Origin of the sequence: Paenibacillus sp. NPDC058177, assembly GCF_042883835.1 — a bacterium.
Lineage (GTDB): Bacteria > Bacillota > Bacilli > Paenibacillales > Paenibacillaceae > Paenibacillus_AQ > Paenibacillus_AQ agri.
In genome coordinates, this window is record NZ_JBHVVB010000001.1 from 879,864 (window position 1) to 905,540 (window position 25,677).

A 25,677-nucleotide genomic window follows, 5' to 3' on the forward strand; every position below is an offset into this window, starting at 1 on the left:
GGAAAGCGGGGAGCATTTTGAAATACATTAAATTTTTAGATGTGATCGATGATGAAGCGTTAAGTCTGGTTGGTGGGAAAGCTGCCAATCTTGGACGTTTGATTAAAGGTGATTTTCAGGTCCCTCCTGGCTTTTGTATTACAACTGATGCCTATTGGCATTTTTTGAAGAGCAATGAGTTGGCTCAGAAAATCAACGACGCACTAACAGTAAATGAAACTGTGCTTTTTAACACGCAGTCTTCTGAAGCGAAGATTAGAGCCTTTTTTGATGCTGGAGAGATTCCTCTTGAGATCATTAAAGAAGTTGAGCAGGCTTACGAGCTGCTAAATCAGCAGACGGATGCTGGAGATTGTTGTCCGGTTGCGGTGCGATCTTCTGCAACATCTGAAGACCTTCCGAATATGTCTTTTGCCGGGCAACAAGATACCTTTTTACATGTGACGGGGATCGATTCCTTGCTTTCTAATGTTGTTCAATGTTGGAGCAGTCTATGGACAGCAAGAGCGATAGATTATCGCAATAGAAATGCTGTTGTTCATGAAGACCAGGCTTTGGCGGTAGTTGTACAACAGATGATTCCAAGCAGGGTTTCAGGAGTGTTCTTTACAGCAAATCCATTGACGGGAAAAAGAACGGAAATTGTGATCGATGCCACATGGGGCTTAGGAGAGTCCTTAGTTTCAGGACAGGTAGACCCGGATCATTTTGTAGTAGACGTATCCTCTAGAGAAATTGTATCAATGTATTTGGGTGAGAAAGGATTAATTATTCGTGGCAAACCAGAAGGAGGCATTGAAGAGGTTGAAGAAGTAGAGGGTTCATCTGTACCAACACTTAACGACTCTGAAATCATGGAATTAGTCATGGTAGGAGAGCGGATTCAAGATTACTTCAAACATCCTCAGGATGTAGAGTGGGCTCTAAATGATCAGGGTGTCTTTTATATCGTTCAGTCTCGTTCAATAACTTCTTTGTTTCCAATCCCGCAAACCTACCACAAGGAACACTCGAAAGAGGAGGAGAAGTCACTCCAGATTTGGTTCTCCTTTGCTTCCTGGCAAGGGGTTATGACTCCCTTTACTCCAATGGGGCAAAGTATTTTATCAGATATCATCGGAAATATATCCGGATATTTAGGATTTAGAGAGCTAACTTTGAAACAGCGAGCCTTTTATACAGCAGCAGAACGTTTTTATGTAAATATTACCCCACTCGTGCGTGACACCTTGGGACGCAGAATTATATTGACGATCATGTCTTCCTTAGACCCGACAATTCATTCAATACTAAATAGGATTACTCGAGAAGGAGACCCGTGGCTGAACTCTTCCTTACAAGCCATAAAGCTTCTGTTAAGGCCGCGTTTTCTGTGGAAACTAGGGCAAATGTGGATAGAAACAGCTAGAAATTTAATTTTTGTCAAAACCGCGCCTGATAAATTACAGAGACATATTGAGTCAGCATTAACCAATATTGCCAAACGAGATCAAGATACGCCAATCGATCTATTACGGCAAGTCAAAGAGTATTCAGCAGCTCTGCCTGAACTCTTATTTCGCCATTTGCTACCTGGGACTCTGTCTGGACATCTTCCAATGCAATTGCTCCTTGGACTTACTTCGACACTGCCTCGGGGGATGCAAATTTCTTTGGATCTTACGCGAAGTCTGCCCAATAACATTACTTCGGAAATGGATTTTCAATTATGGAATATTGCTTTAGCTGTGAAGGAGGATCAAGAAAGTTACAAATGTATCCGTCTCTTGACTGATTCTGAACTTTCAAATCGATATTTGGATAATCGACTACCAAATAAGGTGCAGAGGCTACTGATGGATTTTTTTCAAAATTATGGAATGCGGGGAATTGCAGAAATTGATATTGGACGAAAAAGATGGACAGAGGATCCAACACATGTATTTCATGTATTAAAAAGTTATCTAGAGGTCAAGGATAATCAGTCTTCTCCTGTTGAACTCTATCAAATGGGTGTGATGAAGGCGGCAGAAGCAGAGCGTGAATTGGAGTCATCATTCAAAAAAGGTTTGTCCGGGAGTCTGAAAAGACGGTTGGCTCTGATATCCTCGAAGCGCCTGCGTTTGTTGGGGGGGTTGCGTGAAACACCGAAGTTTGCAATTATTTGTTTTTTGGATAAGATTCGCAGTAATTTAATGTGTATTGGAACAGTGTTGACCAAGAAAGATCTGCTTGCAGCCGTAGATGATATTTTTTATTTGCATATTGATGAAGTGGAGCAATTAATCGTAAATGAAGACGAGAACTCCGAAGCAACAAATAAATGGAAAAACCTAATTGAGGATCGAAAAGAAAGATACTTGCAAGAGAACCGGCGGAAACGAATTCCGCGTTTACTGCTTAGTGACGGTACTGCTTTTTACGATGAGCAACTTGGAAGTGGAGAGGTTTCACAGAAGTTGTCTGGCAATCCCGTCTCACCTGGTATAGTGAAGGGAAGGGTGTGTGTGATGCATGATCCTAAAGAAGTTCAGCTAACACCTGGAGATATACTCGTTTGTCCTGCGACAGATCCTGCGTGGACACCTCTATTCCTCATAGCAGGCGGATTGATAATGGAGGTCGGTGGGATGATGACTCATGGTTCTGTCGTTGCGCGTGAATATGGAATACCGGCAATTGTAGGAGCTATAAATGCAACTAGTCGATTGCAGACGGGGCAAATGATAAGAATGGACGGGATGAGCGGGGAAATTGAAATACTATCTGATAATGATGATGGGAGGTAGGCACAATGATCAAGAGAGGCAGGAAGATGATGATTACTTCTATACTGAATGCTCGGTTAGCGAAAATTTTTATTACAGCAACCTTCATTTTCTATGCATTGCTAGTATCTGGCTGTTCTACTGAGTCTAAACTTAGATTAAGTGGTAATGTGGAGGGTGATAATTATACGGTCAGAAGTGAAGTGAGTGGAACGCTTACCGAGGTGTTAAAAAAAGAAGGTGACTCGATTCAAAAGGGAGAATCGCTATTCGTACTCGATTCTTCCATGCAGCAGTTAATAGTAAACCAACAGGAAGCGATTGTTCGTGGTAAAAAAGAGAAATTGAAAGAGGCCCAAAATGATAATGACGGGTCCGCAAGTGAAATCGCCCAACTAACTGCAGACGTCGATGCTGCAACCGCTCAATTGGATCAAGCAAATCTTCTGCTTCAGAAACATAGGATTATTGCAACCGTAACAGGCGTGTATACAAATAGATTCGTTCAAATCGGAGATATAATCAGTGTTGGAACAGCAGTTGCTATCTTAGCAGGTCCCGAAGAAAGAAAAGTAAGCTTCTATATCCCACAAGCATATCTAGATCGCATTCAATTGAATCAAAAAGTAGATTTGGAAATTAAGGGACGAAATGATGATAAACTACAAGGGACTATCACATTCATAGCGGAAGAAGCTGATTTTTCATCTGAGAACATTAAAAATTCAAATAACAACGATTATTCATCATTTAAATTTATAGTTCAGGTCGATAAGGGACAAAATTTAAAACCTGGAATGACTGCTGATGCAATTATTCCTTTGGAATAGGGGGAAGTTATGGAATATGCTATTGAAGTGGAAGGTTTAAGCAAACATTTCGGAAGTTATGCTGCGGTGGATAACATTAGCTTTTCAGTTCCAAAGAACAAAATCTTTGGTTTTCTGGGCCCCAATGGGTCTGGGAAGTCGACTACAATTCGTATGTTGTGTGGTGTTCTGCTCCCTACGGCTGGAAACTTGCGGGTTCTCGGAAAAGATGTAAAAACAAATACTGATTTTGTTCGTCAGAATTTAGGGTATATGTCACAGAAGTTTAGTTTGTACGAAGATTTGAGTGTGGAGAAGAATCTGGATTTTTATGCCGGGATCTATGGATTGAATAAGTCTGCCCGTGAAGTGAGGAAAAGGGAACTGCTAAGCATGGCCAAACTTGAAGGAAGAGAGAAACAGATTGCAGGGCACCTTTCAGGGGGATGGAAGCAGCGGCTGGCACTGGGGTGTGCAATGATTCATCGACCACAGCTAATGATACTTGATGAACCAACTGCAGGTGTTGACCCTATTTCTCGCAGAGAGTTCTGGGGGATCATTCGAGAACTTGCAGATCAAGGGACTTCATTTTTGATTACTACTCATTATATGGATGAAGCAGAACGCTGTGATTTAATAGGATTCATCTATAACGGGAAAATTATAGGTGACGTAGTCTCTCCCATCCATCTTTTAGAACAAGAACGTGCTAAGGGAATAGAGGATGTATTTGTTCGCTATGTTGACAGAATGAACAAGGAGGAAAGTTCTCCGGGGATAGGAGGCTATAATGCGTAATCGCTTCAGCTTCCAGAGATTTTGGTCTATTGTGAAAAAAGAGTTTTTTCAGATTATAAGAGATCCGGTCAGTATAAAGGTCCCTATTGTAATCCCCATTGTTTGGATTGTTTTATTCGGGTACTCTGTACAAAACAATGTCGATCATATTGCCCTAGCTGTTTTTGATCAGAGTAAAACACAGGAGAGTCGTGAGTTGGTTAGTCTCTTCTCTAATTCAGGATCATTCACTGTCGCTAAAGATGTGGCTTCAATATCTGAGCTGTCTGATTTACTTGATGCTGGTAAAGTACGGTCTGGAATAGTGATTCCCCCTAATTTTCAGAAGGCGTTACAGTCAGGAGAGGCTGCCAAGGTGAAATTCCTGGTTGATGGAACAGATCCAACCATCGCGGGTACGGCTCTTAATAGTGCATCTCTAGTCTGGAAAGATTACATTGCAGATATAACCGGGCAACGTATGAATCTTCTTGGAATTGGAGAGAGCTCTGGATTTAATTCGTTGGTATTGGCTACTGATATTAAATATAATCCTACGATGGAAAACTCCGTATTCAGTATTCCAGGATTAATTGCTTTGATTGTACAAAACATCACCATTATGTTGTCTGCGTTCACGCTAGTCCGAGAGCGGGAGAAAGGTACCATCGAACAATTAATGGTGACTCCTGTAAAAGCAAGTGAGCTGATTTTTGGCAAACTAATACCTTACATTGTAATTGGTTATATTGGTTTTTTATTTTCGCTAATTATCTGTATCTTGCTGTTTGGAGTACACATTTCCGGTAGTTTTCCGCTATTTCTAGGGTTGGGTTTTCTTTTTGTGCTATGCACATTATCTATAGGCATTCTTATTTCAACAATCGCTAAAACTCAAGTGCAAGCCATGAATTACACCTCATTAATATTGTTGCCTAGCGTTTTATTGTCTGGTTTTATTTTTCCGAGGGAAGCAATGCCTGTAGTTATTGATACACTAAGCTATTTAATTCCTCTAACATATTTTATTGAAATAACCCGAGGGATAATGGTAAAGGGTGTGGGTATTGAGTTTTTAATTACGCAGGTAACGGTCTTATGTATTTTTACTTTGGCAATGTTATCGATTGCTTGTATGAGATTTAAAAAAACATTGGACTAATCCGGAAAAAATATTTGTAAAATTAATAAGCTCCCCATACGGTGGTCAGGCGAAGGACAAAAGCCTGGTACTGTATGGGGAGCTTTTTGATCTAATTAATATTTGCTGAATTATTGAGCTCATCACTACTTTTCTTACGGTAAACCACCCAGACAAACAATAGTGAAATGATCAAGGGGTAACCGATCGCCCAACCCGTAAACGGGAAGACAGCGAGTGTCGCCACTAAAGAAATCCAACTGATTGTTACGCCTAACCGATTGCCGCGCATAAGACGAATTCCGGCTGCGCAGCCGCCAATATAGGTCAGGATAAACGTTGCGTTCGGAAATTGGATTAGCGTCGTAATGGAGAGCAGGCCGCTTCCATATAGTACAAAGACAATCACAAAGCATCCCAACAGAAAGCCTATAGCTCCAGTGGGTGTGTTATACCGTGCCGACAGAGTTCCCATCCACTTGGGCGCATAACCTTGTCGTGCTAAGGCGAAAGCAACCCGGGAGGCTGCACTGGAATAGGCTATAATAGTCGCCGTGCAGATGAACATACCAGTAAGTCCGGCAATGAATCCGCCCCAGCGGCCGAGCGGCTGGCTGATGATCCAGACGAGCGATGCGTCAGAGCCGCCTTGAAGGTAGCTTTGGGTGCCCACTGTCGCTAATGCCGACAGGAAATACAGAATGCCGACGATAATCGCAGCAATCGTGACCCCTTTTACAGCGGCACGCTGCGGGTCTTTGAATTCCTCGGAGAGATGGGAGACCGCCTCCCAGCCAATAAAACACCAGAATAGGATGGCTGCGGCTTGACCGACACTCATCCAGCCATGTGGCACGAAAGGTGTAAAATGAACACTCTCCATTCGGGGCAGCGCCGCGGCGAAAGAGAATACAAGCACGGCCACGATGGCGATGACGACGGCCACCTGAATTTTACCGGCTAACTGCATGCCGATCCAGTTGGTGATTAGTCCAATGGCTAACATGCCAGCGGCCAGAGCGATTCTAACATTGTTGTCCCAGCCCATGGCGGCAGTCATATAACCCGCTCCGGTCAAGGACGCGACAGGGCCGCCAATCGGGACGGACATAAGGAAGAACCAGCCCACCAGAGCGCCTGCCTTTGGTCCGAAGGCCAAGGTGACAAAGTGGGATACACCCCCGGCATTGGGGAACTTGGCGGAGAGTAGCCCCATGGATAGTGCCATTGGTAGGATCAGGAGTGTCATGAATCCCCAGGCCAGCAGGGAGGCGGGACCCGCCATCTCCGCAGCTAGTCCGGGGACAATTAGGACACCAGAACCAAGTACGGCTCCTATATATAGTGCGATTGCTTGTGGCATGCCAATATGACGTTGTAACGTTTGCTTCATTAATATTGATCCTGCTTTCCTTGTGTTTTGTTATAGAGTATCAGATAATAAACCCATTGGAAAAACAGAATTATCGAATCTTATCCATCTGAAAAACCGATGGTTGAATTCATAGACAGGAGGCCACATGGAATCGCGTCATTTATTTACCTTTTTGGTTGTGGTGGAGACCGGTAGTTTTACCCGTGCGGCGCAGAAGCTGGATTACGCACAATCTAGTATTACCGCACAGATTCAGGCGCTGGAGGGGGAACTGGGTCAGCCCTTATTTGACCGAATCAGCAAAAAAATCATCCTGACCGATGCGGGACGCCGTCTGCTACCGTATGCCCAGGAAATCTCCAAAATGCATGCCATGGCTCAGGATGCGCTACGCGCTGGCAGTGAGATCACAGGCACCTTGCGGATCGGTGCGCCGGAATCGCTGGCGGCTTTTCGACTACCGGGGATTATCCGGGAATTCCGTGGCCGCTATCCGCAGGTCCAGATTATTCTCAAGCCGGGAGCTTGCTGGGAACTGACCGACTTCTTGCGTTCTGGAGAGTTGGATATAGCCTTCCTACTGCAGCCTGAGACTGAGTATAAAGATCTGTACGTTGAGACTTTGATTCATGAAGAGATGGCGCTTATTGCTCCGCTGGATCACCCGCTGGTGTTCCTTGAAGAAGTAGAGCCACTCCACTTGAAAGATGAAACTATTCTTCATACGGAGACGGGGTGCACCTACCGGACTCTGTTCGAACATTATTTGAACAGTCATGGCGTTTTTCCTGATCCCAATCTGGAGTTCTGGAGCATCGAGGCGATCAAGCAGTGTGTGATGGCTGGACTGGGTTTATCATTTGTACCGCTGGTGACCGTGCGAAGCGAGCTTGCTGAAGGAAAAATGGCCAAGTTGAACTGGAATGATGAATCTCAGCGTGTAGCAACTCAAATTGCTTATCATCATAAAAAGTGGAAATCACCAGCGCTGGCTGAATTTCTATTGATGGTTCAGAAGCATGGGATAGAGTGGAATAACGCGATAGCAGACGTACAGGACACATCCTCTAGGAAGAAAGACTACTTTCGCGCGGGGCAATCTATGGTACAATAGATTGTCGAAATCACAGAGAGGGGCTGCATAGGTGTGGACGACTTGAATGAAGAATACGAAGAAGAATTGCATGCCTTCCTCATCTGGATGAAGGATGCCGGATACACCCCATATACGCAGAAATCCTATCTTGCAGATGTGAGGGAGTTTCTCGGCAGTCTGAACGGCAAAAGACTAGATATGGTCAAGAAGCTGCATGTAGTCTCCTTCCTGACCTCAGTCCGCGAACGCGGGGTCAGTGATGCCACCCGTAACCGTAAGCATGCTTCGGTGAATTGCTTTTTCAAGGCGCTGATCGAACTGGAGCTGCATAGAGACAATCCCGCAGCAGGCATCAAGAAATCCAAAACAGAAAAAAACCGGGAGCCCGTTTACCTTGATGAAGGCGATCTGCAGCGCTTTATGTCTTCCATAGAAGGCAAGTACAGACATCGCAACCTGGCCATCTTTTTGCTGATGTCCTATATGGGTCTACGGGTAGGGGAAGTCCATACGCTGAATATGGGAGACTATAATGTAGAAAGACGTTCGCTTAGAGTGTTCGGAAAAGGGCGGAAGTGGCGGAATATTCCGGTTCCGGAAGACATTGCGCCTTTTTTGGATCAGGCTTTGTCCGAGCGGCTTGCGCCTTGGCGCAACAAAGAGGAAGCCATGTTCATCTCGCAAAAGGGACGACGGCTTTCTATCCGGGCCATTCAGCAAATCGCTACTGACACGTTCGACCGTTTTCAGGAAGAGATTCCGGCTTCCCAGCGTCGGCCGTATTCCAGTCACAAGCTGCGTCACTCCTTCGCAACTATGTTACTTCGTAAAGGGGCAGACTTGCGGACGCTTCAGGAGCTGCTGGGCCATTCGTCGATCCAGACGACAACGGTGTATACGCATATTACGAGTCGGGAGAAGGAAGAAGCCATGGCAAAACTGCAAATCTCGCTACCGCAGCGGTAGTCGTTTGCTGTTCCCATAATTACATAATAATTATTATGTTAACCATATGATTGAACGGGGATCCTTTGCAATCTGGCTATGGAAACTCATTTGGGGGATGCCTTGGAATCAGACTCATTCTAGAATCTACAGAGATTGAATCTCACGCATGGGCGCTAACGGACCGTATCGTCGTTATTTGCAGATGAAGCCGCTCCTAGAACATGTAGTGGACACAGGAGACGCTATTTTCTCCCGAACAGTGGATTTTGAATAGCATTTCTGCTCATAAGGGCACTGGAGTCCGTTAGCTTCCTAATTGCTTGAATCAATAGGCAATAAGGTCTCTGGTGTCCGTTACTTGGCAACGAGCGCTCGCTATATGAAATCGATCGAGTAGATCTCTATAGGCCTGAAGAGAGCATGGGTGAGTAGTGAAAGAGGATTGGATGAGGAATGGTAGATTCATCAGTCCTTCCAAGCATGATACTTTGAAGCTTTCTCCAAATATTTTCTGAACTATGTGGAGACCAAGCGCTTGCTGGATAAAAAGCTCGGGGGATGACGACGGCACCTGGGAAGAATAGAGGAGTAACAAAAAGCCGCCAGTCAAAAGACTGGCAGCAGCTTGTACAAGAAGCTTATAATTCAAGCTTCGCGATTTCGGATTTAAGCTTCTCGGCGGATTTTTGGAAGAGGGCTTGTTCTTCTTCGTTCAGTGGAAGATCAAGAACCTCGCGCACGCCGGAACGGTCAACAATACAAGGAGCACCAAGGAATACATCCGAGACTCCATTGTAATTATTGAGCAATGTCGAGACGTTCAGGACCGCACCTTCATTATGAAGGATCGAAACGACAATCCGGTCGAGTGCCAGGGCAATCGCATAGGATGTGGACCCTTTGGCGTCGATGATTTCGTAGGCTGCGTTCTTGGTATCCTCAAAAATCTCCTTGCGCTCTTCTTCGTCAAAGCCAAGCTCGATCCCGGCCACATTCGCGAGACTCCATACTGGAAGCTCGGAGTCGCCATGCTCTCCAATGATCTGGCCGTGGATGCTGCGCGGATCAATCTCCTTGTGGCGTCCGATCAGATAACGGAATCTTGCGCTATCAAGTACAGTGCCCGAACCGATAACGCGTCTACGGTCAAAGCCGCTTATTTTCAATGTCGCATAGGACAAAATATCAACCGGGTTCGTAGCAATCAGCAAAATAGCATGTTGATTGTATTTGGTTATTTTCTGAATGATGTCTTTGAAAATTGAAATGTTCTTTCTTAGCAGGTCAATCCGAGTCTCACCCGGTTTTTGGGAGGCGCCGGCGGTCACAATAATGATATCCGCATCACGGCAATCTTCATAAGTACCTGCCCATAGTTTCACGCCGCCGACAAAGGGCATGCCGTGATTCATATCAAGCGCTTCACCGAGCGCTTTCTGATGATTAACGTCGATCAATACCAGTTCTTGCATCCGTCTGCGCAACAACAAAGTATAGGCGGTTGTCGTTCCGACGGCGCCTGTACCGATTACGACTACGCGGTTGGGCTTTGGGGGGGCCATTGTTCCATCTCCTCCGAATTGCGAATTTTTTGTGTCCAATCTTATTCATCATAATCGTTACAAGTAGTGTTTTCAAGAGGATTACTGTTAATCCATCAGTCGAAAGCGGATTTGTCAACGTACAAATTAAGGATAAAAGAGAATGGACAGTTTACTTTTTCCACAATAATGTTGTTTATGGGAGCTGCTGTGCTGCTTATACTGATACCGAGATCCGAGATCCGAGATCCGAGAAGCGGGTAGCCGTCTTGATTAATTCACCCTGGCTTATTTCGCCGGCGTCTTCAGCGGTAAAGCTGTTGGAGAAACCGCTAGTGCAAGAGGGGACTAGTGTCACATGTGGCATAATCTTTGTAGATCTGGGTCTTAAGCAGCTTAGAACTTCCCCCTAGCGCCTTGTTGTATAATTTAATCACCTGACAGGAGAGTAGTAAGAAATGGATTTATTTCGCAAAAAATCGCTGACCGCAGTTCTGGGCGGCGACACTAACAAATTAAACAAAACATTGGGTGCTTTTGATTTGACAGCACTTGGTGTGGGGGCAGTCATCGGAACAGGAATATTCGTCGTAACCGGAGTTGCAGCAGCCGAGCACGCTGGACCGGGAATTATTCTGTCCTTTATCCTGGCAGGCATTGCTTGCGTGCTCTCCGCCTTATGTTATTCCGAGCTGGCTTCCGCATTACCCGTGTCCGGGAGTGCTTACGCATACAGTTATGTTGCTTTTGGCGAGCTGCTTGCCTGGATTCTTGGTTGGGATTTGGTGCTCGAGTATGGAGTAGCAGTTGCTGCAGTGGGGAGTGGCTGGTCCGGATATATTCAGGGATTGCTGGAAGGCTTCGGCTTGCATTTGCCTACATTGCTCTCCGGGGCGTATAATGCGGACAAAGGTACTTTTATCGATCTGCCTGCAGTCGTCATTATTCTACTGATCTCCTTGCTGCTGACCCGCGGAGCGAAAGAAACGGCTCGTTTTAATGCGATTATGGTCGTAATAAAGCTGGCGGTAGTTTTATTGTTCATTTTTACGGGGATTTTCTATATAAAACCGGAGAACTGGTCGCCTTTCCTCCCCTTCGGTATGCATGGGGTTATGAATGGGGCAGCGACCGTGTTTTTTGCCTATATCGGCTTCGATGCGATCTCCAATGCTGCTGAAGAGGTCAAGAGTCCGCAGCGAGATATACCGATTGGGATCATATCATCCGTTGTGATCTGTACGGTGTTGTACATATCCGTGTCCCTGGTCCTAACCGGTATTGTTCCTTATTACGATCTGAATGTAAGCGACCCGGTATCCTATGCACTGCGGCTTGTTGACCAGAATTGGATTGCCGGATTGATCTCATTGGGAGCCATTACAGGAATGACTACAGTGCTGCTGGTTATGATGTATGGACAGACTCGTCTGCTCTATGCAATTTCACGTGATGGTTTGCTTCCGAAAAGCCTGTCTAAGGTCAACTCGACGACACAGCAACCAAATCGCAGTATCTGGATGATGGGAATAGTCAGCGCTATCTTGACCGGATTTGTTCCGCTTAGCCGCCTGGCGAATCTGACTAGTATTGGAACATTGTTTGCTTTCTTAGTTGTTTCGATTGGCGTCATTGCCTTACGTTATAGTCAACCCACCTTGAAGCGGGGTTTCAAGGTACCCTGGGTACCTTTTCTTCCGTTGCTCAGTGCTGCGGCTTGTGGCTATCTGATGTACAATCTCGGGAGCGCGACCTGGATCGGATTTCTAATCTGGTTGGTCATCGGCCTGCTGATCTATGCACTATACGGCTATCGCAACAGCAAGTTGAACGGAGACTACTCCAGGAACGATAAATAATGTACGGAAAGATCATGTAGTTTTATTAACTGAGAGGAGAGAGCGCATTGCCGTCCAAAACTCAAGGTTCTAAGGTTCTGAGTGTTGTGCTTCTACTCCTGCTGTCCATGCTGATCCTGTCGGCCTGTATGTCGAAAACGGCGGCGCCTGCTCAGACACCGCAGCCTACGGAGCCCCCGGAAGAAGGGCAGACGATTACATTGATTACACCGGATGCGCGGAATATGGATGCGGAGAATAATCCTAAGTATCAGATTCAGACCCGTCTGACAGATTTTCAGCTACTCAGCGAATCCGAGGGACTAGCCTGGGGCGTAACCAAGAATGAGCTGCGTATGTATATAACGAAGGATAACGGTACGACTTGGGCTAATATTTCGCCCTCCGCCAATGTACAGTTTCCTTCTAACCCAGTCTATGGCAAAGAAATATTCTTTACCGATCCAAGTAATGGCTGGATCATCAGGAGCGCGTACGGCATGACGGAGACGATCGTGCTGCGAACCAAGGATGGAGGACAGTCCTGGAAAGTATCCTCGTTGCCGGATGCGAATCCAATTTCGTCGATGTACTTTTATTCTCCAAACTACGGCTGGCTTTTGACCTCATGGGACACTACGGCCACCAAAGAAAGCAAAGCATTGTATTCCACGGTAGACGGCGGGGCGACCTGGAAGAATGTTATGCAGAATGAACAATACAACCCTAAGCTGCCGAATCCGGCGATTCCTATGGCGGGTGTAACGACGGGGATGATTTTTAGAGATAGCATGCATGGCTTCGTCACCCTGCAGACAGGAGCATTGCCTAAGATTTACACAACTAAGGATGGGGGGAAGACTTGGCAGCAAGGCGCACCGTTCCTGGTCAACGAGCGATTTGATGGCTGTGATCGGGTGATTACCGGCAGGCCGGAATTCTTCGGGGGAGGTAGAACGACAGGCTGGATGTCTGTTGGTTGCCAGAAGGATAAGGACAACAGCATTACTTACGACGGCTACTTCACTGCTAACGGCGGGGAAAGCTGGAAGTTCAGGGCTTTTGGTTTTAAGAGCAGGACGGGCGGGAACCGTCATCTCGCGCCTACCTTCCTGAATCTATCGACCGGTTGGATTCTGGATGGAAGCACACTATACCAGACGCAGGATCAGGGAGCGACCTGGACTGCGCTCAAGTCAAGCAGTGTACTAGAGTCCAAGCTGGAGGAGTATCCGGAGATCGTCAAGCTGCAATTCTTCTCTTCAGAGGTTGGCTGGCTCTTGATCGAGAAGAAAGAGGACAAGCGGTCCATTCTTCTGCAGACCACGAACGGCGGGGCAAGCTGGCGAGTGTTATAATATTATAAGAAGCGATAGACAGCAGGTTCGTAGCGAGCCTGCTGTTTTGTATTTATTTTTTCTAAAAAACTTATTTAAAATTTTCCTCATAAATGTGAAAAAAATCACATGACAAACACGATACCTTGTGATATATTTAACACATAGAAAGAAAGTTATTTTTTTCACAAACTAACCATCCGATAGGAGCGATTACCATGACAACTTTTGAAACGGATTATATGACTAGAAACCTTCTGCAATTGTGCTACAACTGTGATGACGCCCACTTGTGTGAGACCGAAGAACAATGTAGAGCCTGCTGGGCAGAGAACGGAATGCTTCCAATCGAAGAAGATGAAACCAAGCACTTTTTAGACTTAGTACATGCTTAAGATGGCAGTAAAATCGAATAACTGGAGACCACTTCATTTCTTGTAGGATAAGAGGAGGAAGTGGTCTTTTTGTGTTTTTATAGATGTGGCACATATTTCTTCTGCCGTGAAGCAACTCTTGATGCTGTATGAGCTGGAACAGGCATATACATGTACAGGAACGCCCGGAGTAGGCTGCCGGAGGAATCTCGCGGGGAATAAGGAGGAATATGTCATGGGAATGGGCCCAGATCCTTCATGGATGTTTGATTTTGCCGGAACAGTGATACCGATCTTTCTCGTGGTGATGGTTGGCATTGTCGCTATATCTGCAGGCAGAGGGCTACTGCAATGGAGTCGGAACAATAGCTCGCCCATGTTGACCACCTCTGCCCATATCGTGAGCAAGCGAAGCGAAATCAGACACCAGCAGCTTCAGGACGAAGGCGGATCGAGCCGGACCAGTACGACGTACTACTATTTGACCTACGAGCTGGAGGATGGAACACGAATGGAGTTCAAGGTGAATGGCACCGAATACGGAATGAGTGTGGAAGGAGACCGGGGGCAGCTAAGCTATCAGGGCACCAGGTATCACGGATTCCAGCGCCAGCCTTCTTTTACATCTGCCGGGCATTCTTGAAGATCTCTAGGTAGCCGTTGCAATACTCTTATGCTTCCTGTACAATCCCCTTGTTTCCGATTTACGGAGCAGGGGGATATTTATATTGTCGACAAATTTACATAGATGAAAGGAACGTGACAGGGATGAGCTTCAAGGACAAGACTGTTATTGTAACAGGGGCGGGACGTGGGATCGGCAGGGCCATAGCGATGAGTTATGCCAGTGCAGGCGCGAAGGTGGTCGTTGCTGAGCTGGAAGAGGAGCGGGGACGCCAGACGGTGAATGAAATTGTTAGACATGGGGGAAAGGCGCTCTTCGTCTTATGCGATGTGAGCCGTGAAGCCGATATTGTCGCTCTAATGAAGCGTACAGTCGAAGCCTTTGGTACCATTAATATTTTGATCAACAATGCCGGAATTGCCAATCCACATACAGCTTCCGTGTACGAGCTGTCGGTAGAGGAATGGGACAAGGTGATGAATACGAATGCAAGAAGCTGTTTTCTGGCAACCCGTGAGGCTGCGAAAGCCATGAAGGAGAACCCGCAGGGAGGCGCTGTAATCAACCTCTCCTCCACACGTTCCCTGATGTCTGAAGCGCATACAGAAGCGTATGCAGCTTCCAAAGGCGCGATCACCGCGCTTACACATGCCATGGCGATCTCACTAGGCCCGGATGGTATTACAGTAAATTGTATTAGCCCAGGCTGGATTGAAACAGAGGATTACAACGAGCTGCGTGAAATCGATCATAAACAGCACCCATCGGGTCGGGTCGGTACTCCTCAGGATATTGCCCGTGCCTGTCTGTACCTTAGCGGAGAAGACAATAACTTCGTGACGGGTGCCCAGCTTGTGATTGATGGCGGGATGACCCGCAAAATGATCTACGAGCCTTAGTACGATCTCCTGAAAATTATAATTGGAAATCTAAATTGCCGACGGACTGTCACCTCTTGGGCGGATGCACATACAATACAACGTGCAGTAAAGAGCGAAATTGCTGTTCTGCGAAGTAGCCATTACAAGGAGGGACGCGTGTGGCCGTCATCAAAGCGAACTCGGCAGATGTAAGAGTACTGGCGCGGCTAATGAGAGCGGAAGCCGAAGAGGATGGAGATCTTGGGATGCTGATGGTAGGCAATGTCGGCGTCAACCGCATTTTGGGCAATTGCCTCGACTTCAAAAACATCCGCAATATCGATGATATGGTGTATCAAAGTCCGGGAGGATTTGAAGCGCCGACTAAGAGCTACTTCTACCAGCGAGCGAGAGATGCCGATATCCGTCTGGCGAAAAGAGCCATCGGGGGCGAACGGACCTGGCCTGCCAGTAATGCTCTTTGGTTCTTCCGTCCGGCAGGCGATTGTCCTGACACCTGGTACAACCAGAGTAACACCGGCCGCTTTAAGGCCCATTGCTTCTTTTCTCCGACCAGCGGAGACTGTCCAGCCGTGTATTAGGCCCGGGGGCGCAAGCTCCCGATTAATTTTTAGGAGGTAATTTATCAATGATCGTTCAACAACCTTACCGTCCTGTTACTTACACGATCGGAAGTGTATCTTCAGGCACTATGGGTACGTCAAACAGCATGGCCCCAATGGGAACAATGGGTACGATGGGTGGCACAATGCAGGCGGTACCTCCCCAAGTATCCAGCGGAAGTCCGATGACTCCTTCAGGAACTGTGGTTTCGGCTCCAGCCCCTGTATTTGAACAATCTTACATCGAGAACATTTTACGGCTGAATTTGGGCAAGGTTGGCACATTCTACATGACCTATGAGAACAACAAGGACTGGAATGCCAAAATCTTCAAGGGTAAACTGGAAGCAGCTGGACGCGACCACATCATCATCAGTGACCCGACAACGGGACAGCGCATCATGTTACTTATGATTAACTTCGATTACGCGACTTTCGACGAACCTCTTACTTATCAATATCCTGGTGTTATTGGGAACCCCGGTACGCGTTACTATCGCTAAAACTGATTTTTAAGCCTCTTTCCGCTACCGGAGAGAGGCTTTTATTATTGAAAAGGCTGGAAACGGCCTGAATACGCAGGAGAGCTCAAATTCATCAGTAAAAGTCAAAGAATTGTGGTAAAACCTCATTATGCCGTCATACGCTGCGGTTTGACTGTGTAGATTATAAATATATAATAATGTATATATTTATATTCGTGACTATAGACAGGAGCTGAAAGCATTGGGGAATTGATGCAGAAGACTGACGATTTACATGCTGTCATTTTGAAAAAACGAAGGAGGTGGGCCTATCCGCCCCGTGTGAGAACGGTGGATAGGAGCATAATTTGAGCGACCCTTTACCCGGTATATTAAATGTAGGTTTAATGATTTTATTGGTGCTGCTGAACGGATTTTTTGTTTCCGTGGAGTATGCGATGGTGAAAGTGCGCAGCGGGCGCATTGATTCGCTTATCGAGGAGGGCAGCAAAAGAGCGCTGTCTGCAAAACCTATTGTTCACAACTTAGATGCTTATCTATCTGCTTGTCAGCTTGGAATTACCCTGGCATCATTGGCGCTGGGATGGCTGGGTGAACCGGCAATTGCGACGCTGGTTGGGCCGCTGCTGGTTAGTCTGGGCTTTGGCGCAACGACAGTTTATGTTATCTCTCTGATTATTGCCTTCATGCTAATTACAGTACTGCATATTGTGCTTGGCGAGCTTGCACCGAAGACGATTGCTGTCAACAAGGCTGAAGCTGTACTTCTGCTAACTGCAGGACCGATGAATGTATTTTACAAGCTGATGTTTCCATTCATCTGGGTTGTCAACAATCTGGCGCGTGGCTTGCTACGACTTTTCCGGCTGACGCCTCCATCTGAGCTTGGAACGGCTCATACAGAAGAAGAGATTCGGATTCTGATGCAGGAGAGCAATAAAAGCGGTCTGATCGACAACACTGAAATGACGCTGGTCGATAATATCTTTGAATTTGCCGATACGATGGCCAGAGAGATCATGATTCCGCGTACGGAAATGATTTGTCTGAATAACCATCTATCGGTGGAAGAGAACATTAATATTGCCTTTGAAGGCATGCGGACTCGTTATCCAGTCTGTGATGGCGACAAGGACCATATTCTTGGTTTCATTCACATTAAGGACTTGATCAGGGAACGTGTTCCCCAGTATCATGAATTGATCCGCCCGATTCTTACCGTACCGGAATCAATCCAGATCAGTGCTTTGCTCAAGGTTATGCAGCGGGCTAAGACTCAGATCGCGATCCTCATTGATGAGTACGGCGGAACTTCGGGCATGGTTACTCTGGAAGATATCATGGAAGAGATCGTAGGGGAAATTCAGGATGAATTCGATGAAGAGCGCCCTGGCGTGGAAAAGCTGGGGGAGGATGAATACTCCATCGATGGCTTGATGCTGATCGAGGAGATCAACGACCTTCTGGGACTGCATATGGAGACCGATGATTATGATACCCTGGGTGGCTGGTTGTATTCCAAGCTGGAAGTAAATCCGCCGCAGATGGGCCAGACCATAACATTCGACAATCATTTGTTTAGTGTTGAGGAAATCGACCATAAGCGGATCTCCCGAATCAAACTGCTCAAGGTAGAGATTCTTGCCGAAGAAGCAGGGGCTTAGATTTTCAATATGATTAGTAGCACAAGGGCATGGTGTCGTTTAACGGCGCTATGCCTTTTTGGGTTGTTATTTTTCCATTGTACATGCCTTCGAGTCAATAGTATTGATTGCCAAGGTGAGTTCTTTAATTATATAATTTTAAAATATTATACTATGCCCGTCCTTAATGGACAGAAAGGAACCGATCCTTGAGCAAACCTAAGAAGAAGAGTCCAGCGGCTTCTCAATTGAGCAAGCAGGAGAGAGACCGCACCAAGCAAGATAAACAGAAACAGACGAACAGAATGTTTATTATCGGTACAATTGTCTTTGTAGTCATTATTTTTGTAGTCCTATTTATGATGGCAGCGAAGGATACTTCCTCCACCACCACAACTGCAGCACCAACGAGCTTCAATTACAGTGAGCTGCCGAGACTGGGTAAAGAGGATGCACCAGTTAAAATTGTTGAATTTGGAGACTTCAAATGTCCCGCTTGTGCCCAGTTCACGGGATTGATCAAACCGCAAATCGTGAAAGAGCTGGTAGAGCCAGGAAAAGCCTCTTTTTATTTTGTAAATATGGCCTTTATCGGTCCTGATTCCGAAACAGCTTCACTTGCTGCCCTGTCCATTTACCATCAGAATGCGGATGAGTTCTGGAAGTTCTTTGATGCCGTATATGCAAATCAAGGCGATGAAAATGCTAAGTGGGCGACTGAGGATTATCTGGTTAGCTTAGCTGAGAAGGAGAAGCTGAACATTGATCTGGAGCTGCTGCGCAAGGACATCAAGGAACGTACGTATTATGACGAATTGCAGCGTGACATCAAGACAGCTTCTGACGCAGGGGTTAATAATACGCCAACCATCTTCATTAATGGCGTGAAATCCGCAGAGCCGTTTAACTTTGACGCTATTTCGGCGGAAGTGAATACTGCAGCCAAAGCGGCGGAGGCCAAGTGAAATGAGTAAATTCTCCCTATTTTGCCGCCGTAACGCTCTTTATCTGGCCTGGTTTGTGTCAGTAGTGGCCGTGGCAGGCAGCCTTTATCTAAGTGAGGTTCTAAAGTATGAGCCCTGTAAGCTCTGCTGGTTCCAGCGCATTTTTATGTATCCCCAGCTATTTCTGCTAGGCATTGCCACGTACCGGGGAGACAAGCGCATTATTCCTTATGTGCTGCCACTGAGCATTATCGGGGGAAGCATTTCACTGTATCATTACGCAGAACAGAAAATTCCCGCGCTTAGCAAGATTATTCCCTGCACAGTGGGAGTTCCTTGCAACAAAGATTATTTGAATTATTTTGGTTTTATCACGATTCCTTTTATGGCGCTAATCGCCTTTGCCTTGATCACGGTTTTGCTCTGGTTCGGCCGTAAGCCGCTGGAGCAGGAAACAGAAGAAGCATAAGCAAGTACAACCAAAAAATATTCCCTGCTGATTCGTCACAAATAACGTCAAAATGTTATAAAAACACGGGCCGAAGGGATAATAGAAGAGAATGAAAGAGCGGACAGTTCCCGATATAAAATTTGCGGGTTTTGAATGTTTTTTCATTCTTTTTTCATTTTTTTCACCGCTTTACTGGATGCACTTTGTAGACTAATATTAGACCTTGTGAGAAGTTGAATATGCGCTGAATTTTCCTAGGAAAAACGGGGGAACCAATCTTGGCATAACGATGCCAAAGGGGTGAATCGGAAGCGGCCTATACGGCCGAACCGTAGGGCTACCACAGCCCGAATCCGCCAGCTAACCTCGTAAGCAAAAGTGGGATAATGACCATGCCCCAGGCATGCGGATCATTTCCGTATGCTTGTTTTTGTGCCTGCATTTATGAAATCCACCCGTGAAAACGGCGCACGGTATGACCGATTCAACTCACAAAGAGAGGAACTGTTTCTACAATGGTAAGCAAAGTAAAACGACTTTTGATCGGGCGTCCGATGAAATCCAACGAACTCGATCATGAAAAGTTATCCAAGGTGAAAGCACTGGCTGTTCTGTCTTCAGATGCGCTCTCGTCTGTGGCCTACGGAACGGAACAAATCCTGATTGTACTGGTCGCCGCGGGGTTCACTGCGATCTGGTACTCACTGCCAATTGCACTTGCCGTATTGGGACTGCTGGCGATTCTGATTTTATCATACCGGCAGACGATCTTTGCTTATCCACAAGGCGGCGGTGCTTATATCGTAGCTAAGAACAATCTAGGCGTTCCGACCGGGCTTTTGGCTGGGGGCTCTTTGCTCGTGGATTACATTTTGACGGTTGCCGTAAGTGCGTCAGCAGGGACAGATGCGATCACATCGGCTTTTCCAAGCTTGCATGGTCATACCGTTCTTATTGCAGTTACCGTAATTATCATCCTAACGATACTTAATCTACGCGGTGTAACAGAATCCGCATCTTTCATTGCTGTTCCTGTATACCTGTTTGTTATTTCCATTTTTGTCTTGATTATTTCAGGGGTTATAAAATATGCTACGGGCGGTGCGCATGCCCATGTTCCCGAGATCGGGACTGCCGTATCCAATGTTAGCTTGTTCCTGCTCCTGAAGGCCTTTAGCTCTGGCTGTTCGGCTTTGACCGGGGTTGAGGCTGTATCCAATGCTATTCCGAACTTTAAAGCGCCTGCTGAGAAAAACGCGGCAAAAACCCTAATGGCCATGGGCCTCATTCTAGGGATTATGTTCACAGGTATAACCGTCCTGGCTTACTGGTATGGCATTGTGCCCGACGAGAAAGCTACCGTCGTATCCCAGATCACTGAATCCACCTTTGGACGCGGCGTGCTGTATTTCTTCATTCAAGGGATTACCGCTGTCATTCTGTTCCTGGCAGCCAATACCGCTTACTCAGCGTTCCCGCTGCTCGCCTGTATGTTTGCCAAAGACAAATACATGCCGCATGCGTTCATGGTTCGTGGAGACCGGCTCGGTTTCTCGAACGGGATTATTTTCCTCGGTGTGATGTCTGCACTACTGGTAGCCGCATTTCACGGGAATACAGAAGGTCTGATTCCACTGTATGCTGTCGGTGTGTTCATTCCGTTTACATTGTCTCAGCTGGGCATGATGGTTCGCTGGTACAAATTGAAGCCGGCTGGCTGGAAAAGTAAATTTGCTGTCAATACAATCGGCATGCTGACGACATTAACGATTACCTTGATTTTCATCATCACCAAATTCTCCAGTGTGTGGATGGCCTTTCTCTTCCTGCCAATCGTAATGTTCGTGTTCTACCGCATACATGGTCACTACATGAATACAGCGGATCAGCTTCGTATCTGCCTTGACAAAGATAAACCAGTTATTAAAGGAAGCACCGTGGTTGTGCCTGTAGCTGGCGTTACTCGCGCCGTTCTGCATTCGCTTAGTTACGCCAAGTCGTTAACAGATAACGTGGTTGCAGTGTACGTCGGTTTTGATGAAGAGGAGATTCACCGGATGGAGCAGAAGTGGGAAGAATGGAATCCGGGTGTACGGCTTATTGTCCTGCGCTCCCGGTACCGCAGCATTCTCCGCCCGCTGCTTAAGTTCATCGATACGGTGGAGTGGAAGACCGCTTCGACAGATCACATTACGATCCTGATTCCGCAATTTATTACGAAGCATTGGTGGCAGGCTCTATTGCACAACCAGACCAGTTTCTTGATTCGTTCCTACCTAATGAACCAGAAGGATGTCGTGGTCGCCACAGTGCCTTATCATTTGAATAAATAGCTGTGGAGTAGCTGTACATTGAAGAGAAGCCGCGATGCGGCTTCTTTTTTTATTTCCATTCGTTTTGTTTGTGTCAAACAGGCGCGAACCCTGTAGAATTTTTAATATTTATGTTGACATAGATAATGAGAATCAATATCATTTAAAAGAGTTAAGATAAGAGGTAATGATCTATATAAGCCGAACAAAAGAAAGTAACAAAAAGCGAGAAGGAACGAAGGGGGAAGGTTGGAACTGTAGGAGCGAAAGCGCTCGCCTAAAAGCTTTCCGAAGGAAAGCTCGCATCGGAAGCCTAAGCTGGTGTCCGGATTTCAACCGCAAAAGCGGTTATTCAGATGAAATCTGGAGACAACAGCGGCCGGAAGTCCAAACATTCCACCGAAGTGACGACCGAGCCTTACGTTCGGATCTTAAGTTCGTCTTATATAGAATAGGAATGGAAGCAGATACAAGGGGGATTTTGAATGTTTGCATTAAAAAGAAATATATCAGGCAGTACAAAGCTGGCGATGGCGGGTCTAGCGGCCCTCATGGTGATCTTGTCTGCTTGTGGCAATAACAATGCCGGGAACGCGGCTAATAGCGCTGCTGGATCAACGGCTGCTCCTTCTGCTCAAGCTACTGCAGCTCCGAATCAAGGGGAAGCGAAGACGGTAACAGATGCTATGGGTCATCAGGTCAGCATTCCAGCCAATCCGCAGCGTGTGCTTGCTTCCTATCTTGAAGATCACCTCGTTACACTAGGAGTTACACCTGTAGCACAGTGGTCGGTTCCAAACGGAATACAGGAGTATCTGTCTCCAGAATTAAAAGAGGTTCCGACAATCAGCTATGATCTTCCGCTTGAAGCGGTGACTAGCTTTGCGCCGGATCTTATCATCGTGGATTCGGAATCTGCGGTTCAGAACGGCCTGTATGATCAATATAACAAAATCGCACCTACGTATGTGCTTGGCGATGCCGTGAACAAAGACTGGCGCAAAGCCTTGACGACTATTGGTGATTTGCTCGGCAAGGGTGCAGAAGCCGCGCAAGCGATCAAAGATTATGATCAGAAAGCCGCAGAAGCTAAAGAGAAGCTTGCCAGTGTTGCCGGCGGACAGTCAGCTGCTGCTTTGTGGCTGGTGCAAAAGAATTTCTACCTAGTAGATGAGACACGTGCCAGTGGGGAAGTGTTGTATAAGGATCTGGGACTTGCTTCACCAAACCTGGTGACGGAAATTCCGGCAGATCAGAGAGCGACGTGGAATCCGATCTCTTTGGAGAAGCTCTCTGAACTGAAAGCTGATCATATCTTCCTGGTGAACAGTGACAAATCGGACAATTCGGAAATTTTGAATAGCGCGACCTGGAAAAGTATCCCTGCAGTCAAAGCGGGACATGTCTATGAGCTGAGTTCCAACAGCACCTGGTTGTATAGCGGAGCTACTGCAGATTCCAAAACCATTGACGATGTATTGAAGTTTCTCGTTAAATAATAAGTTTTTCATATGATCCACCGCAATTTTTGTAGATGTCCTCATCGGGATATTGTACATATTTCATATATTTGCGATAATGAGAATGATTCTTGTTATTACTCAATAAGGAGACAAGTTATTGAATGGTTTCATCCCAGGATTCAGATTAGATAAATAGCACCAAGTTAAGGGCTCCTGATCTTCCGATTACTTCGCGACCGGCAGCGGCTATCCTCATTCTGATCATTGGTCTGGGAGGTATTCTGTTCGGACTGGCGCTCTCGATCTCAGTAGGTGCTGCGGATATTAAACTATCGACAGTATGGGAAGCAGTATTTCATTTTAATCCTGACATACGACAGCATCAGGTGATATGGGAGCTGCGCATCCCGCGTTCCCTCGCCGGGGCACTGGTTGGAGCCTGCTTTGCCGTAGCTGGAGCTATGATGCAGGGGATGACCCGTAACCCGTTAGCGGATTCAGGCCTGCTTGGTCTGAATGCCGGAGCGACAGCTGCGCTGGCCTTAGCGTTTGCTTTTACACCTTCGATGCCTTTCACTTTGATTATGCTGTTTTGTTTTATCGGCGCAGCGTTAGCGGCCTTGCTTGTGTTCGGGATTGGCTCCCTCTCCCGCAATGGATTAACACCCATTCGTCTTACACTTGCCGGAGCTGCAGTAAGTGCGCTCTTGCTCGCTGTCAGCCAGGGAGTAGCGATCCTGTTCCACCTGTCTCAGGATCTAACGTTCTGGCTGGCCGGCGGGGTCGCCGGAACGACATGGGGTCAGCTTAAGATTATGGCACCGCCAATCCTCGTTGCCCTTATCGTGGCAATGATGATGTCTCGTTCCATTACACTGCTTAGCCTCGGCAGCGAGGTGGCAGCAGGACTTGGACAAAATACAAGGCTGGTGCAGGCCGGAGGCATGCTCACAGTTGTGGTGCTTGCCGGAACAGCGGTTTCGGCTGTAGGTCCGATTGCTTTTGTCGGTCTGCTGATTCCTCATATTACACGTTACCTGGTTGGCATTGATTACCGCTGGGTCATTCCTTGTTCAGCTGTACTCGGCAGTCTGCTGCTGATCTTTGCAGATATTGGAGCCAGACTCCTGAATGCACCTTATGAGACGCCGATCGGCGCTCTAATCTCGCTGCTTGGTGTACCGTTCTTTATTTATCTGGCGAGCAGACGGAAGGGGGCGCTGTCATGAGTAAGCCCATCCTCAGTACTTATGAGAAGCAGAGACGAACAAGGAACATCACGGTTCTGTCACTGCTCGGTTTTCTTATCGCCACTGTGTTCGTCATCAGCATGAATACAGGCTTTATGCGTCTCTCACCGCTGGAGGTTCTGCATACGATCGGCGGACAAGGAAATCATCAACAGAAGCTAATCCTGTTTGATTTCCGGTTGCCTCGTATCGTGATTTCGCTGCTAGTCGGGGCGGGCTTTGCAGTCTCCGGCTGTATACTGCAAAGCTTGTCGCGCAATGCATTAGCTGAACCTTCTACCTTAGGGGTCACCGCAGGTGCCGGTTTTGCGGTCATCTTGTTTATTTCTTTCCAGCTACAACGGCGGCGCCGATCTACGTGCTTCCGCTGCTAGCCTTGCTGGGCGCCGGTCTTACAGCCGCGCTAATCTACATCCTGGCTTTTCGCCGGGAAGGGCTGTCCCCGGCAAGGCTTGTGCTGATCGGGATCGCGGTTGCCGCAGGCATCAACGCTTACCAGATTGTGTTGGCGCTGAGACTTGATCCCAAGAATTATCAATTCGTGGCCACCTGGATGGCCGGGAAGATCTGGGGTGGCGATTGGCGCTTTGTACTGGCGCTGCTGCCGTGGATTGTCGTTCTTCTGCCGTTCGCGTTCTATAAAGCCCGAGTGCTGAATGTAATGAATCTGGGCGACCAGATGTCCACCGGGCTTGGCGCTCCAGTGGAGCGTGAACGCTTGCTGCTGCTCGCGGCTGCGGTAGCCCTTGCAGGCTCCTGCGTGGCTGTCAGCGGCGGCATCGGCTTCGTTGGTCTGATTGCACCCCATCTGGCCCGCAGGCTGGTGGGACCGCGGCATCAGGTGCTGCTGCCGGCCGCTGCTCTAACAGGCGGACTATTGCTACTGGCCGCCGATACGATCGGCCGCTGGATCATGCAGCCGGCGGAAGTGCCGGCAGGCGTCGTAGTGGCTGTAATCGGCGCACCCTATTTTTTATATTTGCTCGCCAAATCAAGAGCTTAATTTATTCTACAAATCCAATATTAACGGGCATA

At 47.0% G+C, this 25,677-nt stretch carries 20 protein-coding genes, 1 pseudogene and 1 riboswitch; of the genes and pseudogenes, 19 read left to right on the forward strand and 2 right to left on the reverse strand.

Going from position 1 to position 25,677, the window contains the following annotated elements; translation table 11 throughout:
* Nucleotides 1-17 precede the first annotated feature (17 nt).
* From ACFVU8_RS04165 to ACFVU8_RS04180, 4 genes are read left to right on the forward strand one after another with little or no spacing between them, the layout of a single operon-like run.
* Nucleotides 18-2,768, forward strand: a complete 2,751-nt coding sequence (locus tag ACFVU8_RS04165) for a PEP/pyruvate-binding domain-containing protein (protein ID WP_387425942.1) — start codon at nt 18-20, stop codon at nt 2,766-2,768.
* A gap of 5 nt (nt 2,769-2,773) precedes the next feature.
* The gene (locus ACFVU8_RS04170; RefSeq protein WP_175370179.1) at nt 2,774-3,577 is read left to right on the forward strand and encodes an efflux RND transporter periplasmic adaptor subunit; all 804 of its coding nucleotides are present in this window, start codon (nt 2,774-2,776) and stop codon (nt 3,575-3,577) included.
* Nucleotides 3,578-3,586: 9 nt separating this feature from the next.
* Complete coding sequence (locus ACFVU8_RS04175) at nt 3,587-4,357, forward strand: ABC transporter ATP-binding protein (protein ID WP_175370178.1); 771 nt, start codon at nt 3,587-3,589, stop codon at nt 4,355-4,357.
* Complete coding sequence (locus ACFVU8_RS04180) at nt 4,350-5,498, forward strand: ABC transporter permease (protein ID WP_379464015.1); 1,149 nt, start codon at nt 4,350-4,352, stop codon at nt 5,496-5,498. Before ACFVU8_RS04175 ends, ACFVU8_RS04180 begins: the two co-directional genes overlap by 8 nt.
* A gap of 91 nt (nt 5,499-5,589) precedes the next feature.
* On the opposite strand, the gene ACFVU8_RS04185 is transcribed toward ACFVU8_RS04180, so the two are convergent.
* Nucleotides 5,590-6,870, reverse strand: a complete 1,281-nt coding sequence (locus ACFVU8_RS04185; RefSeq protein WP_387425943.1) for an APC family permease — start codon at nt 6,868-6,870, stop codon at nt 5,590-5,592.
* A gap of 127 nt (nt 6,871-6,997) precedes the next feature.
* Between ACFVU8_RS04185 and ACFVU8_RS04190 the strand changes: the two genes are divergently transcribed.
* Both ACFVU8_RS04190 and ACFVU8_RS04195 read left to right on the forward strand, forming a co-directional pair.
* The gene (locus ACFVU8_RS04190; protein ID WP_387425944.1) at nt 6,998-7,966 is read left to right on the forward strand and encodes a LysR family transcriptional regulator; all 969 of its coding nucleotides are present in this window, start codon (nt 6,998-7,000) and stop codon (nt 7,964-7,966) included.
* 87 nt (nt 7,967-8,053) lie between these two features.
* Nucleotides 8,054-8,914, forward strand: a complete 861-nt coding sequence (locus tag ACFVU8_RS04195) for a tyrosine-type recombinase/integrase (protein ID WP_379464723.1) — start codon at nt 8,054-8,056, stop codon at nt 8,912-8,914.
* Between the two features lie 620 nt (nt 8,915-9,534).
* Here the strand turns inward: ACFVU8_RS04195 and ACFVU8_RS04200 are convergent.
* The gene (locus ACFVU8_RS04200) at nt 9,535-10,458 is read right to left on the reverse strand and encodes an L-lactate dehydrogenase (protein WP_066361404.1); all 924 of its coding nucleotides are present in this window, start codon (nt 10,456-10,458) and stop codon (nt 9,535-9,537) included.
* A gap of 437 nt (nt 10,459-10,895) precedes the next feature.
* On the opposite strand from ACFVU8_RS04200, the gene bcaP reads away from it, so the two are divergent.
* The 13 genes and pseudogenes from bcaP to ACFVU8_RS04265 all read left to right on the forward strand — a co-directional run bounded on the left by bcaP (nt 10,896) and on the right by ACFVU8_RS04265 (nt 25,645).
* Nucleotides 10,896-12,296, forward strand: a complete 1,401-nt coding sequence (gene bcaP, locus ACFVU8_RS04205; RefSeq protein WP_387425945.1) for a branched-chain amino acid transporter BcaP — start codon at nt 10,896-10,898, stop codon at nt 12,294-12,296.
* Nucleotides 12,297-12,343: 47 nt separating this feature from the next.
* Nucleotides 12,344-13,633, forward strand: a complete 1,290-nt coding sequence (locus ACFVU8_RS04210) for a VPS10 domain-containing protein (protein WP_175370172.1) — start codon at nt 12,344-12,346, stop codon at nt 13,631-13,633.
* 594 nt (nt 13,634-14,227) lie between these two features.
* Nucleotides 14,228-14,629 (forward strand): DUF2500 domain-containing protein, encoded by a 402-nt coding sequence (locus tag ACFVU8_RS04215; protein WP_175370187.1) that lies wholly within the window; start codon nt 14,228-14,230, stop codon nt 14,627-14,629.
* 125 nt (nt 14,630-14,754) lie between these two features.
* Nucleotides 14,755-15,510 (forward strand): SDR family NAD(P)-dependent oxidoreductase, encoded by a 756-nt coding sequence (locus ACFVU8_RS04220; protein ID WP_387425946.1) that lies wholly within the window; start codon nt 14,755-14,757, stop codon nt 15,508-15,510.
* A 140-nt stretch (nt 15,511-15,650) separates the two neighbouring features.
* Nucleotides 15,651-16,073 carry a cell wall hydrolase gene (locus ACFVU8_RS04225; protein ID WP_066361399.1) on the forward strand — a complete coding sequence of 141 codons (423 nt, stop codon included), beginning with the start codon at nt 15,651-15,653 and terminating at the stop codon, nt 16,071-16,073.
* A 47-nt stretch (nt 16,074-16,120) separates the two neighbouring features.
* Complete coding sequence (gene gerQ / locus ACFVU8_RS04230; protein ID WP_379464005.1) at nt 16,121-16,597, forward strand: spore coat protein GerQ; 477 nt, start codon at nt 16,121-16,123, stop codon at nt 16,595-16,597.
* 329 nt (nt 16,598-16,926) lie between these two features.
* The gene (locus tag ACFVU8_RS04235) at nt 16,927-18,243 is read left to right on the forward strand and encodes a hemolysin family protein (protein WP_387425947.1); all 1,317 of its coding nucleotides are present in this window, start codon (nt 16,927-16,929) and stop codon (nt 18,241-18,243) included.
* Between the two features lie 188 nt (nt 18,244-18,431).
* Nucleotides 18,432-19,187, forward strand: a complete 756-nt coding sequence (locus ACFVU8_RS04240; RefSeq protein ID WP_387425948.1) for a DsbA family protein — start codon at nt 18,432-18,434, stop codon at nt 19,185-19,187.
* Between the two features lies 1 nt (nt 19,188).
* A complete protein-coding gene (locus ACFVU8_RS04245; RefSeq protein WP_379464000.1) occupies nt 19,189-19,635 on the forward strand; it encodes a disulfide oxidoreductase in 447 nt (148 codons plus the stop codon).
* A 214-nt stretch (nt 19,636-19,849) separates the two neighbouring features.
* Nucleotides 19,850-20,007: riboswitch (cyclic di-AMP (ydaO/yuaA leader) on the forward strand.
* A 125-nt stretch (nt 20,008-20,132) separates the two neighbouring features.
* Complete coding sequence (locus ACFVU8_RS04250; protein ID WP_379463998.1) at nt 20,133-21,950, forward strand: APC family permease; 1,818 nt, start codon at nt 20,133-20,135, stop codon at nt 21,948-21,950.
* A 464-nt stretch (nt 21,951-22,414) separates the two neighbouring features.
* Nucleotides 22,415-23,428, forward strand: coding sequence for an iron-hydroxamate ABC transporter substrate-binding protein (locus tag ACFVU8_RS04255; RefSeq protein WP_387425949.1), 1,014 nt, complete (start codon nt 22,415-22,417; stop codon nt 23,426-23,428).
* A 152-nt stretch (nt 23,429-23,580) separates the two neighbouring features.
* Nucleotides 23,581-24,621 carry a FecCD family ABC transporter permease gene (locus tag ACFVU8_RS04260; RefSeq protein ID WP_387427195.1) on the forward strand — a complete coding sequence of 347 codons (1,041 nt, stop codon included), beginning with the start codon at nt 23,581-23,583 and terminating at the stop codon, nt 24,619-24,621.
* Nucleotides 24,618-25,645 (forward strand): annotated as a pseudogene (locus tag ACFVU8_RS04265) (FecCD family ABC transporter permease). The gene ACFVU8_RS04260 and the pseudogene ACFVU8_RS04265 overlap by 4 nt, the downstream one beginning before the upstream one ends.
* Nucleotides 25,646-25,677 lie beyond the last annotated feature (32 nt).